Here is an 11,759-nt window from a genome sequence, read left to right as displayed (position 1 = left end):
CTTCGCCCTGGCCTTCGGCCACCCCTGGCCCGGGCCTGCCTCCGGTCCAGCCTGCCACCCCTGTCAAGCGCCTCCCCCACACACCACGGGACGGCCTGACGGGGCTGCGAGGCGTTCGGGCGTCAGGCGCCCACCGTGCCGTCGATGCCCTCGCGCAGGAAGTCCGCGTGGCCGTTGTGGCGGGCGTACTCGTGGATCAGGTGGAGCATCACCAGCCGCAGCGAGACGTCCTCGTCCCAGTTCTTGTTGTGCGCCGTCACGTCGAGGGACTCGGCGGCCTCCTCGATGCGGCGCGCGTGCGCGACCTCCTCCTCCCAGGCCGCGAAGGCCTCGGCGCGGGTGGCGCCCGTGGGGTCGTACGCCGCCTGGTAGTCGCCCTCGGCGGACCAGCGGAGCGGGAGGTCCTCGCCGTTCACGGTCCGGCGGAACCAGGTCCGCTCCACTTCCGCCATGTGTCGTACGAGGCCCAGCAGCGACAGGGTCGACGGTGGCATCGAGCGGCGGCGCAGCTCCTCGTCGGTGAGGCCCTCGCACTTCATGGCGAGGGTGGCGCGGTGGTAGTCGAGGAAGGCGCGCAGGGTCTCGCGCTCGCCCCCGGTCAGGGGCGGGCCGATGCGTTCGGTCGTCATGATGTGGCGCCCCGTTCTGTGGGTGCGGGTGCGGGTGCGGGTGCGGGTGGGGAAGCGGGCGGGCTCGGGGTGGTGACCGAGGGGTCCGGGCCGGCGTATGAAGTGGGGGTGGTCGGCGCCCAGTTGTACTCCTGCGTCGTGGTGAGCGCGGTGAAGCCGAGGCGTTCGAGGATGGGGCGGCTCATGGGGGAGGCGTCGACCTGGAGGTACGGGATCCCGCGCGCGGCCGCGACCGCCGCCCGGTACGCCACCAGCGCCCGGTAGATGCCCCGGCCGCGCCACTCCGCCACCGTGCCGCCGCCCCACAGGCCGGCGAACGCGGTGCCCGGCGTCATCTCCAACCGGGCGGCGCTCACCGGTCGTTCGCCGTCCGGCGTCGCCGCGAGGGCGACCACGGCCGCGATCGTGTCGGGCCGCTCGGTGAGTTGGGTCAGGATCTGGTGCGTCAGGTCCGGGCGGGGCACCCCGAACGCACGGTCGTGCACCTCCTCCATCAGTGCGACCCCGGCCGCGTCGGTGACCGCCACCAGCCGGAGGTCCGGGGCCAGTTCGGGCTCCCGGGGCAGGTCCGCCACGCGGGCCACCATCATCGTCTCCGGCTCCCCGGGTTCGAGGCCGGCTGCGGCCAGCCGCGCGCCCAGGTCGGCCGGACCGTCGTGCGAGTACAGCTTCCACTCGAAGGGGCGGCCCGCCCCGCCGTCGAGCGCCGCGTAGTGCGCCACCTGTGCGGCGATCTCGGCGTCCGCGGTCGTCCCGTCGAGGTCGGACCACAGCACCGCGTTCCATCCCGGCGGCGGGGAGGTCTGGCGCACCACCCGCCCGGTCGCCTCCACCACCGCGCCGGTGCCGTCGGGGCGGGCGCCCAGGCGCATCTCGCGGTCGTACCGCGCGAGCAGTCGCCGGCGGTCGGGGTCGGGGGCCGCATCTTGATCGAACGTCATGCGTCCAGCTCAGCACCGGTCCGGCGGCCGGGCAATCGGTTTTGCCCGCCCCTGCATCGCCTAGCCTCGGGCTCATGACCTCGGAAGACGTCGACGCCCGCCCCGCTACGACCGCCGATCCCGACGTGTTCGTCGGCAACGCCGGCAAGGACGCCCCGCTCGACCGGGGCTGGCTGCTCGGCCACTTCAAGGACCCCGGCGACCTCCGGCACAGCGAGGAGGTCGAGATCAAGTGGGGCGTCCACCCGAAGGGCGAGGAACGGGCGCAGTGGGTGCGCGGCGAGCGGCGGGTCGCGCTGCAGGTGCTGATCAGCGGCCGGTTCCGGCTGGAGTTCCCCGGCCGCAGCGTGGTCCTCGCCGAGCAGGGCGACTACGTCGTGTGGGGGCGGGGGGTGGACCACTCCTGGTGCGCCGAGGAGGACTCGGTGGTCCTCACCGTCCGCTGGCCCTCCGTCCCCGGCTACCAGGTTCCCCTGCCGGACCCTTCCTGAGGTCTGTTCCCGGCTCGCGCGCCGGTCGACGCGGAGCCCCTGGTTCCGCCCTGCGCTCGGGCCGGCCCCGACTGCCGGCCGCCCGTCCCCCGCCCGGCGTCCCACCTCGTGGAACGCCGGGCGGGCCCACCTTGACGCGCCCGCAGATTTAGGTAAGCCTTACCTCGCTAGTTCGCCTTTAAATCTTTCTTATCCCCGCCAGGAGTCACCGTGTCCGCCCTTCCCGCGCCCGGCCCCGCGCCCGGCGTCCTCAGACCGGTGAAGCTGTACGACTCCTGGTGGACGGTCGCGGCGGCCGCGCTCATGGCGGTGGTGCTGCTCACCGGCGGCCTCTGGTTCTCCATCCACGTGCGTACCGACCCCGTCCTGCACGAGGCGGCGCTCTTCGTGCACCTGGCCTCCCTGGTCCTCGGCTTCGGTGCGGTCCTGGCCGCCGACTGGTACGGGACCCTCTGGCTCACCGGCCGCGCCCCCCTCTCCGAGGCGCTGAACGTGACCTCCCGCCTGCACGTCCCGATCTGGGCCGGCCTCGTGGGCCTGGTCGTCAGCGGCCTGATGCTCCACCCCGACCTGTCCTCCCCGCTGACCCGGGCCAAGGTCGGGCTGATCGCCCTGCTCACGGTCAACGGACTCCAGGCCGGCCTGCTGACCCGCCGCCTCTCCGCCCCGGGCACCCCGAGCCGCGCCGCCCTCGTCTGGGCCGGCGGCACCGCCCTGGTCTCCCAGCTGTGCTGGTGGGGCTCCGTGGTCGTCGGCTTCATCAACACACGCCGCTGAGGGACGGGCGTCCCCGGCCGGAAGTCCCCGGTGCCTCCGGTGCCTGTGTGACCCCTGTGACGATGCCCACGAAACGGACCAACGATCACCAATCGCTGCCATGGTGGCGGGTGGGGCAAAACCCCCTCCTGGTCCGGGAAGGGCGCACCCCCGCCTCGTTCTTCGTCGTTCTTTGCGCGCGGGCCTCTCCCGTAAAGATCCGATCCATCAGGGAGCACGCTCGTTGGCAGCTATCGCGCGGTGGTGCATGCGGCATCGCCTCCTCGCCGTCCTGATCTGGCTCCTCGCCCTCGGCGGCACCGCCACCGCAGCGACCGTCGCCGGCGCCGCCTACTCGAACAACTACGAGGTCCCCGGTACCGAGTCCGGCAAGGCCAACGACCTGCTCAAACAGGGCTTCCACGGCCAGGGCGGCGACACCGACACCGTGGTCTGGCGCACCAGCTCCCCGGCCACCGTCCGCAGCGCCTCCGTCGAGCAGCGGATGTCCGAGGCCCTCGAGACGATCGCCGGACTCCCCGGCGTCGGCTCGGTGGCCAGCCCGTACGAGCGTGACGGCGCCGGCCAGATCAGCCGGGACGGCCGCACCGCCTACGCGGTGGTCACCTTCGACCAGCAGGCCGACTCCGTACCGAAGGCCCAGGCCCGGGCCGTGGTCGACGCCGCCGAGGCCGCCGAGACCGAAGGCCTCCAGGTCGAGCTCGGCGGCCGGGCCGTCCAGCTCACCGAGGCCCCCGGCATGCACTTGGCCGAGGTCATCGGCGTGGTCGTGGCGGGCCTGGTCCTCTTCCTCGCCTTCGGCTCGCTGGCCGCCAGCCTGCTGCCCCTCGCGACCGCCCTGGTCAGCGTCGGCACCGCGTACGCCGGCATCACGCTGCTCGGCCACGCCATGGCCGTCGCCGACTTCGCGCCCATGCTCGGCACCCTGATCGGCCTCGGCGTCGGCATCGACTACGCGCTGTTCATCGTCACCCGCCACCGCAAGGGCCTGCGCCGCGGCCTCGCCGTCGAGGAGGCCGCCCGCAACGCCGTGGCCACCACCGGCCGGGCCGTGGTCTTCGCCGGTGCCACTGTCTGCATAGCCCTCCTCGGCATGCTGATCCTGCGGCTGAACTTCCTCAACGGCGTCGCGATCGCCGCCAGCCTCACCGTGGTCCTCACGGTGGCCGCGTCGGTGACGCTGCTGCCGGCCCTGCTCTCGTACATCGGCATGCGCGCCCTCTCGCGGCGCGAGCGCCGTGCCCTCGCCGAGCGCGGACCCGAGCCCGAGACCACCACCGGCTTCGCCGCCCGCTGGGCGGCCTTCGTCGAGCGCCACCCCAAGCTGCTGGGCGCCGTCGCCGCCCTCGTGATGGTCGTCCTCGCGCTGCCCACCCTCTCCCTCCACCTGGGGACCTCCGACCAGGGCAACAACCCGGCCACCTCCACCACCCGCCAGGCGTACGACCTGCTGGCCGACGGCTTCGGCCCCGGCGTCAACGGGCCGCTCACCCTCGTGGCCCACCTGGAGGGCGCGGGAGACCGGCTGGCGCTCGAGCGCCTCGCCGACTCCGTACGCGACACCCCGGGCGTGGCGACGGCCGGGCACGCGGTCCTGAACCGGGCCGGCGACACCGCCGTCATCCCGGTCGTACCCGAGACCTCCCCGCAGTCCCGGCAGACCAGCGATCTCGTCGACCGGCTGCGCGACGAGGTCATCCCGGCCGCGGAGAAGGGCAGCAGCCTGGACGTGCACGTGGGCGGCGTGACGGCCGGCTACGACGACTTCGCCGAGATCATCGTCGGCAAGCTGCCGCTGTTCGTGGGCGTGGTCATCGCCCTGGGCTGCCTCCTGCTGCTGCTCGCCTTCCGCTCCATCGGCATCCCGCTCAAGGCCGCCGCCATGAACGTGGCCGCCGTCGCCTCCTCCTTCGGGATCGTGGTCGTGGTCTTCCAGTGGGGCTGGGGGAGCGAGCTGCTCGGCCTCGGCAGCGCCGGGCCCATCGAACCGTTCCTGCCCGTGATCATGGTCTCGGTGCTCTTCGGGCTCTCCATGGACTACCAGGTCTTCCTGGTGAGCCGGATGTACGAGGAGTGGCTGGAGACCGGCGACAACCGGCGCGCGGTCCGGGTCGGCCTGGCCGAGACCAGCCGCGTCATCAACTCCGCCGCCGTGATCATGATCTCGGTCTTCCTGGCCTTCGTCCTGTCCGGCGACCGGATCATCGCGATGTTCGGCATCGCCCTGGCCGCGGCCGTGGCCCTGGACGCCTTCGTCCTGCGGACCCTGCTGGTCCCGGCGCTGATGCACATGCTCGGCGGAGCCAACTGGTGGCTGCCCGGCTGGCTGGACCGACGGCTGCCCAAGATCAGTATCGAGCCCCCGGACCTGCCCCGGCGTGCGACACTTCCGGCGCAGCGGGTGAGCGACGACAGCGCGGAGCCGGCTGCGACCACGCACGCCTGATCCGCCCACCCGCAACCCCGTCCGGTGACGAGAGCCCCGGTCACCGCCGGTCACCGCAGAAGGAGCCCGATGTTCGCGATAGACCTCGCCGACGACGCCCAGCTCAGGCCGCTGGAGGTGTGGCACGCCGAGGAGTTCCTCGCGCACATGGACCGCGGCCGCGAGTTCATCGGCCAGTACATCGCGTTCCCGGACCGGGCCGTGGACCTCGACGGGACGCGGGAGTTCCTGCGCACGAACGCGGAGAAGGCGGCGAACGACAGCACGCGCCTCTTCGGCATCTGGATCGAGGGCACCCTGCGCGGCGGGGTCCTCTTCCCGGTCTTCGACGCGGCGGGCGGCAACGCCGAGGTGGGCTGCTGGATGGAGCCCGCCGGGGCGGGGCGGGGCCTGATCACCAAGGCCTGCGGCGTGCTGATCGACCACGCCGTCCACGTCCGCGGCATCCACCGCCTGGAGTGGCACGTCTGCACCGAGAACGAGAAGAGCATCGCGGTCGCCAAGCGGCTCGGCTTCACCCTGGAGGGCGTCCAGCGGGAGAACTACCTCCACCGCGGGCGTCGCCAGTCCACCGAGGTCTGGTCCCTCCTCGCCCCCGAGTGGCGCTCCGCCGCGTCCTGACGCCCGCCTGACCGCCGGGGCGGCGCACGGGGGCCCGCCGCGCCCGGCCCGCCGGCTCGCGGCAGGCCCGCCCGCGCACGGGCCTGACTACGTGACCGGGGTGCCCGGCGCCAGGCACCACAGACCGGCGATGCTCCCGTCCTGCTGGAAGACGAACCGGAGAGCGGCGGGCGACTGCGACATCTCCATCGGGATGTCGACCGCCGTGAGTGCGCCGACCGTGACGTCCCTCGGATCCCCGTGCGACCGGTAGTCCCCGAAGACGTCCTGGCAGGTCTGCCAGGCCCTCGAGAGCGCCTCCGGGGACAGGGCCCGGCGCATCGTCGGGGAGAAGCGGGCCGAGGCCGCGACGAAGTCGCCCGCCACGATGTCGTCGAGGGACTGTACGGCGATCCGGTCGAACCGGGTGTCGGCCGCCACCGCCGCCGGGCCCGCCGCCGCGGCGGCCGAGTGGGCCTCGGCCGCTACCCCCGTACCGCCCGTCGACACCAGTGCGCAGACGGCCAGCGCCAGAGCGGCGGCCCTCGGGGCCGCTCGGGGCCCCCTGTCGCCAGTGCGGTCTCGGTCCGGCGTCGCAACCACGGCTACCTCCGGTCGGTTGGGGTGGGATACCTCCACCCTGCTCCTCCCGCACTGCCCCCGCACGCCGGGCCCCGGCCCCGGGATGCCGCCCGCCCGGCGCCCTCGCCCCGGCACCTTGCCCCGGCACCCCGCCCCGGCCCCGCCGGGGCGGCAGGCGCCCGCCCCGCCTTACCCGACGCCCCGCCCCGCCTTAGACCGGGGGCCGGGCCTCAGGGCCGGACCGCGGCGCAGGGCTCCGTCTAAGGCCCCCTGTCCCGCGCAGATGCGGAAGTCGCCCGATGTGGCGGCACCCCCTGGCACGCGAAGCTTGAGGCACATCGAAACGAAGTGACCGCAACACGGCGAGTGCCCGCCCAACGGGGCGGGCCAGTCAGAGGAGAAGACGAAGATGTTCGAGTACGAGATCGCCACCATGCGCAACGCCGAGCTCATCCGCCAGGCCGAGGCCTACCGCCGCGTACGCCAGGCCCAGAAGGCCGCGGCCCGCGCGGCCGCCGAAGGCCGCAGCGAGGGCACCGACCGGCGCGCCGCCCGCGACCGCTTCACCCGCGCCGCGTAACCGCGGCCGGACCCACGCTCCCCCCGTCCGACCCGCACGTGCGGTCCCGCCCCGACACCCCTGAGGCGGGCCCGCCACCCCTCGTCCCGGAGGCGGGAGTTCCGTGAGAAGCCCGGTGAAACCCACTGCCGCCGCAGTCGATCTCTGTGCGATGCTCGGCGACGTGGAAACCAGATCCGTCAGCCCGGTGTTCGTCGGCCGAGCCGACGAACTGGCCGTCCTCACCGACGCACTCGACCGCGCGGCCGCGCACGAACCGCAGGCCCTGCTCATCGGCGGCGAGGCCGGGGTCGGCAAGACCCGCCTCACCGAGGAGTTCATAGCCGAGGCCACCCGGCAGGGCGCCGTGGTGGCCGTCGGTGGCTGCGTGGAGATCGGCGCGGAGGGCCTGCCCTTCGCCCCCTTCTCCACCGCGCTGCGCTCCCTGCACCGCCGCCTCCCCGAGCAGCTCGCCGCCGCGGCCGGCGGCCAGGAGTCCGAACTCGCCCGCATCCTGCCCGAGTTGGGCGAGACCTCCCGCGGCCCGCACGACGAGGAGAGCACCGCCCGCCTCTTCGAGCTCACCGCCCGCCTGCTGGAGCGGCTGGCCGCCGACCGCACCGTCGTGCTCGTCCTGGAGGACCTGCACTGGGCCGACGCCTCCACCCGCCACCTGCTCGCGTACCTCTTCCGCACCCTGGCCCGCGGCCGCCTCGCCGTCGTCGCCACCTACCGCGCCGACGACGTCCACCGCCGCCACCCGCTGCGGCCGCTGCTCGCCGAGCTCGACCGGCTGCGCACCGTACGCCGCCTGGAACTGGCCCGCTTCACCCGCGCCGAGGTACGCCGCCAGCTCGCCGGCATCCTGGCCTCCGAGCCCGACGAGCGCTTCGTCGACGACGTCTTCGCCCGCTCCGACGGCAACGCCTTCTTCGTCGAGGAGCTCGCCGCCTGCGGTGGCGGCGGCAGCTGCCCGCCCGGCCTCACCGAATCCCTGCGCGACCTCCTCCTGGTCCGGGTCGAGGTGCTCCCGGAGACCGCCCAGCGGGTGGTCCGGCTGGTCGCCGAGGGCGGTTCGACCGTCGAGTACCCGCTGCTCGCCGCCGTCGCCGGACTCTCCGAGGACGAACTGCTCGAAGCCCTGCGCGCCGCCGTCACCGCCAACGTCCTGCTCGCCACTCCCGAGGGGGACGGCTACCGGTTCCGGCACTCCCTCGTCCGCGAGGCCGTCGGCGACGACCTGCTGCCGGGCGAGCGCTCGCGCGTCAACCGCCGCTACGCCGAGGCGCTGGAGGCCGACGACACCCTGGTGCGCGCCGAGGAGCGGGTGATCCGCCTGGCCAGCTACTGGTACGCCGCCCACGACCCGGCCAAGGCCCTGCCCGCCGCCCTGGAAGCCTCCGTCGCGGCCCGCCGCCGGTACGCCTACGCCGAGCAGCTGCGGCTCCTGGAACGGGCCGTCGACCTGTGGGAGGACACCCCCCGCGAGGTCCGCGACGGCCTGCGCCCCGCCGACTACACCGACGTCTACCCGCCCTGCGGCTGCGACCCGGCCACCGCCCCGCTCCAGTGGCTGGACCTGATGGCCGAGGCCACCGTCGCGGCCCGGTACGGCGGCGAGCGCGAACGCGCCCTGAAGCTCACCAAGACGGCCCTGCGCACCCTGGAGGACGACCACGACCCGCTGCGCGCCGCCTGGTTCTGGACCGAGCGCTCGCGGCTGATGTCCAGCCTGGGCCGCGGTGACGGCTGGGCCGAACTCGGCACCGCCCAGGAGCTGGTGCGCGGCCTGCCGCCGTCCCAGGTGCACGCCGAGGTGCTCACGCACGCCGCGTCCTGGGGCATGCTGCACGACCCCGGCCCGGACAACCTCGCCACCGCCGAACGGGCCGTCGAGGTGGCCCGGCTGGTCGGCGCCGAGGACGTCGAGCTCAACGCCCGGCTCACCCTGGGCAGCCTGATGTCCGACGCCGGCGACATCGACGGGGGCCTCGCCGTCATGGAGGAGGTCAAGGACCGGGCGGTGGCCCTCGGCCTGGCCGCCATCCTCGGCCGGGCCCACATCAACCTCTCCTCCCAGCTGGAGAACAACGGCCGCTCCGAGGACGCCGTGGCCCTGGCCGACGAGGGCATCGCCCTGGTCCGCCGCTACCGGCTCCTCGACAGCGAGGCCTGGGTGTGCGGCAACAAGGCCGACTCCCTCTACAGCCTCGGACGTTGGGAGGAGTGCGCCTACCACGCCCGGCGCGCGCTCGAGGTGGCCCAGACCGGCAAGCCGCGCGGCGCCGGCGCGCTCCAGCTCTCCCACCTGGCCCTGGCCCGCGGCGCACTCGGCGAGGCCGCCGCCCAGCTCACCGCCGCCCGCGGCCACTTCGGCACCCACGACAGCCAACCCCAGCACCGCATCCCGCTGGACCGGATGGCCATCGGCATCGCGGCGGCCGAGGGCCGGATCCAGGAGGTACGGGCCACCCTGGCGGAGTCGATCGCCCAGGGCATCCCGCCCGGCAACCACCGCTACGCCTGGCCGATGCTGCTGGCCGCCGCCACCGGTGAGGCCGACGCGCGCGGACTGCCCGCCGCCGACGCCGGCCGGGCCGCCGCCCTCGACGCGATCCGCGCGCAGGCCAGGGCCCTCGCCACGCCCGTGCCCCTGTGGGCCGCGCACGCCGCCTACGTACGGGCCGAACTGCTGCGCGCCGAGGGCCGCGACGCGCTCTCCGACTGGGCGGAGGTCGAGGCCGCCGTCCGGCCGCTGAGCCGCCCGTTCCTGCTGGCCAGGGTGCGCCACCGGCTCGCCGAGGCCCTGCTGGCGGCCGGCGGTGACCGGGACGTGGCGGCCGCGCTGCTGCGCGACGCGCTGGACACCGCCGGGCGACTGGGCTGCCGGCGGCTGCGCGAGGAGCTGGAGCTGCTCGCCCGCCGGGCCCGGCTGCCGCTCACCGGAGCCGAGGACCCGCAGGTCGTACGGGCCGACGCGGATCCGGACGAGGACCCGGCGGAGGCGCTGGGGCTGACCAGCCGCGAGCGGGACGTGCTGCGGCTGGTCGCGGCCGGGCGCACCAACCGGCAGATCGCGGAGGAACTGTTCATCTCGCCGAAGACGGCGAGCGTGCACGTTTCGAACATCCTGGCCAAGCTGGGCGTGGCCGGCCGCGGCGAGGCCGCAGCCCTCGCCCACCGGCTGCGGCTGTTCACCCCCGAGGCCGTCTGAGGGAGCCTGCGGCGTCGGGGCGCGGTGGCGGCCGGATCCGGCACGCAGCCCCGTCGGGTCGCCCCGTGGTGTGTGGGGGAGGTGCTTGACGGGGTAGGGCAGGCTGGTCCGGAGGCAGGCCCGGGTCTGGGTGGCCGCAGGCCAGGGCGAAGCCCCGAAGCCCAGAGGTGGGCCTGCCGCAGGGCCTGCAGGCCCTGCCCCGTCAAGCACCGAGGGGACCCACACACCGCGGGGCGACCCATCGAAGCGAGCCCACCCGCAACCACTCCGCAACCACCCCGCACGCCGCGCCGCACACCGCGCCGCGACCCACCGAGGCTTCGCGAGGTCCGTCAGCGCACCGTCAGTGCCACGATCCGGTCGTCGCCCGGCCGCGGCGATCCGCGCCCGTCGGTGTTGCTCGTGCTGAGCAGCAGCTCGTCCGGGCCGGTGGCGAGGACCGTGCGCAGGCGGCCGAGCCGGCGTTCCAGGAAGGCCTGGGGCGCGGCGGCCGCGCGGGCGCCGTCGAGCGGGATGCGCCAGAGCCGCTGGCCCCGCAGCCCGGCCATCCAGATCGCTCCCTGCGCGTAGGCGATGCCGCTGGGGGAGGCCTCCTCGGTGGTCCACTGGGCCACCGGGTCGCGGTACCCCGGGCGGCCGGCCCGGCCCTCGACGACCGGCCAGCCGTAGTTCTGCCCGGGCTCGACCAGGTTCAGTTCGTCGTACCGGTTCTGCCCGAACTCCGCCGCCCAGAGCCGGTGCTCGGCGTCCCAGGCCAGGCCCTGCACGTTGCGGTGCCCGTACGAGTACACCACCGAGTCCGCCTCGGGGTTGCCGTGGACCGGCTCGCCGTCCGGGGTCATCCGCAGGATCTTGCCGCCCAGGGACGTCTTGTCCTGGGCCAGGTCCCCGTTGCCGGTCTCACCGGTGCCGGCGTACAGCATCCGGTCGGGGCCGAACGCGATCCGCCCGCCGTTGTGGATCAGTCCCTTCGGGATGCCCCTGAGGATCGTGTCGGGGGCGCCGAGCTGCTGGCCGGGAGGGCGCCGCTCGTCGTAGATCAGGCGGGCGATGCGGTTGTCCGACGCGGTGGTGAAGTACGCGTACACCAGGTGGTCCGTGGCGAAGTCGGGGGAGAGCGCCAGGCCCAACAGGCCGCCCTCGCCGCCGGGTTCGACCCCGGAGACCTCCCCTACGGGGGTGAGCCGGCCGCTGCGTCCGTCGACCCGCGTGATCGTGCCGTCGTCCCGCGAGCCCACCAGCAGGTCGCCGCCGGGCAGCGGGGCCACCCCCCAGGGGGTCTTCAGCTCGGTGGCCACGGTCCGGCCCACCGTCACCGAGCCCTTGGCGGCCACCGCGGGGGCGGTGGCGGACGCGGAAGGCTTCGGCGGGGACGGCACGGCCGTCGCGGACCGCCCCGGCGGGGTCGCGACTCCGGTGCCCCCGCTTCCCGTGCCCGTACAGCCCGCCGCGAGGAGGGCCGCGCACACGGCCGGCGCCCCCGCCCTCAGAACGCCCCGCACTCCTCTGCGCATGGCTCG

The 11,759-nt window shown here is 74.6% G+C and carries 10 protein-coding genes; 6 read left to right on the top strand and 4 right to left on the bottom strand.

All coding sequences use genetic code 11. From position 1 onward, the window contains the following. Positions 1 to 122: 122 nt before the first annotated feature. Entirely contained in the window at positions 123 to 629 is a 507-nt protein-coding gene (locus tag ACIQCH_RS36285; RefSeq protein WP_402588254.1) for a DinB family protein, read from the bottom strand. Then, positions 626 to 1,570 carry a GNAT family N-acetyltransferase gene (locus ACIQCH_RS36280; protein ID WP_402588252.1) on the bottom strand — a complete coding sequence of 315 codons (945 nt, stop codon included), beginning with the start codon at positions 1,568 to 1,570 and terminating at the stop codon, positions 626 to 628. Before ACIQCH_RS36280 ends, ACIQCH_RS36285 begins: the two co-directional genes overlap by 4 nt. A gap of 74 nt (positions 1,571 to 1,644) precedes the next feature. Here ACIQCH_RS36280 and ACIQCH_RS36275 point away from each other — a divergent pair, with 74 nt between their 5' ends. From ACIQCH_RS36275 to ACIQCH_RS36260, 4 genes are all read left to right on the top strand, one after another. Beyond that, positions 1,645 to 2,061: a signal peptidase I gene (locus tag ACIQCH_RS36275; RefSeq protein WP_402588250.1), complete on the top strand. Its 417-nt coding sequence runs from the start codon at positions 1,645 to 1,647 to the stop codon at positions 2,059 to 2,061. A 210-nt stretch (positions 2,062 to 2,271) separates the two neighbouring features. Continuing rightward, a complete protein-coding gene (locus ACIQCH_RS36270) occupies positions 2,272 to 2,838 on the top strand; it encodes a hypothetical protein (RefSeq protein ID WP_402588248.1) in 567 nt (188 codons plus the stop codon). Positions 2,839 to 3,061: 223 nt separating this feature from the next. Further along, entirely contained in the window at positions 3,062 to 5,284 is a 2,223-nt protein-coding gene (locus ACIQCH_RS36265) for an MMPL family transporter (RefSeq protein WP_402588246.1), read from the top strand. Positions 5,285 to 5,353: 69 nt separating this feature from the next. After that, on the top strand, positions 5,354 to 5,905 hold the full coding sequence (locus tag ACIQCH_RS36260; RefSeq protein WP_402588244.1) for a GNAT family N-acetyltransferase: 552 nt from the start codon (positions 5,354 to 5,356) through the stop codon (positions 5,903 to 5,905). 87 nt (positions 5,906 to 5,992) lie between these two features. Here the strand turns inward: ACIQCH_RS36260 and ACIQCH_RS36255 are convergent, their stop codons facing one another. Then, complete coding sequence (locus tag ACIQCH_RS36255; RefSeq protein WP_402588242.1) at positions 5,993 to 6,394, bottom strand: DUF3887 domain-containing protein; 402 nt, start codon at positions 6,392 to 6,394, stop codon at positions 5,993 to 5,995. Between the two features lie 481 nt (positions 6,395 to 6,875). Here ACIQCH_RS36255 and ACIQCH_RS36250 point away from each other — a divergent pair, with 481 nt between their 5' ends. Together ACIQCH_RS36250 and ACIQCH_RS36245 are read left to right on the top strand one after the other, a co-directional pair. Continuing rightward, on the top strand, positions 6,876 to 7,046 hold the full coding sequence (locus ACIQCH_RS36250; RefSeq protein WP_402588240.1) for a hypothetical protein: 171 nt from the start codon (positions 6,876 to 6,878) through the stop codon (positions 7,044 to 7,046). A 151-nt stretch (positions 7,047 to 7,197) separates the two neighbouring features. Then, positions 7,198 to 10,239, top strand: a complete 3,042-nt coding sequence (locus tag ACIQCH_RS36245) for an AAA family ATPase (RefSeq protein WP_402588256.1) — start codon at positions 7,198 to 7,200, stop codon at positions 10,237 to 10,239. A gap of 332 nt (positions 10,240 to 10,571) precedes the next feature. On the opposite strand, the gene ACIQCH_RS36240 is transcribed toward ACIQCH_RS36245, so the two are convergent. Next, complete coding sequence (locus tag ACIQCH_RS36240; RefSeq protein WP_402588238.1) at positions 10,572 to 11,753, bottom strand: PQQ-dependent sugar dehydrogenase; 1,182 nt, start codon at positions 11,751 to 11,753, stop codon at positions 10,572 to 10,574. Between the last annotated feature and the right edge of the window lie 6 nt (positions 11,754 to 11,759).

It is taken from the genome of Streptomyces sp. NPDC093225, assembly GCF_044753805.1.
Taxonomy (GTDB): Bacteria; Actinomycetota; Actinomycetes; order Streptomycetales; family Streptomycetaceae; genus Streptomyces.
Note: the sequence above shows the minus strand (reverse complement) of the source record. Positions and strands in the feature narration are given on the sequence as shown.

Excerpts from the sequence above, each read along its gene's own strand:
- ACIQCH_RS36275 (WP_402588250.1), top strand. The coding sequence starts at position 1,645 with ATGACCTCGGAAGACGTCGACGCCCGCCCCGCTACGACCGCCGATCCC.
- ACIQCH_RS36250 (WP_402588240.1), top strand. The coding sequence starts at position 6,876 with ATGTTCGAGTACGAGATCGCCACCATGCGCAACGCCGAGCTCATCCGC.
- ACIQCH_RS36240 (WP_402588238.1), bottom strand. The coding sequence starts at position 11,753 with ATGCGCAGAGGAGTGCGGGGCGTTCTGAGGGCGGGGGCGCCGGCCGTG.
- ACIQCH_RS36245 (WP_402588256.1), top strand. The coding sequence starts at position 7,198 with ATGCTCGGCGACGTGGAAACCAGATCCGTCAGCCCGGTGTTCGTCGGC.
- ACIQCH_RS36280 (WP_402588252.1), bottom strand. The coding sequence starts at position 1,570 with ATGACGTTCGATCAAGATGCGGCCCCCGACCCCGACCGCCGGCGACTG.
- ACIQCH_RS36260 (WP_402588244.1), top strand. The coding sequence starts at position 5,354 with ATGTTCGCGATAGACCTCGCCGACGACGCCCAGCTCAGGCCGCTGGAG.
- ACIQCH_RS36285 (WP_402588254.1), bottom strand. The coding sequence starts at position 629 with ATGACGACCGAACGCATCGGCCCGCCCCTGACCGGGGGCGAGCGCGAG.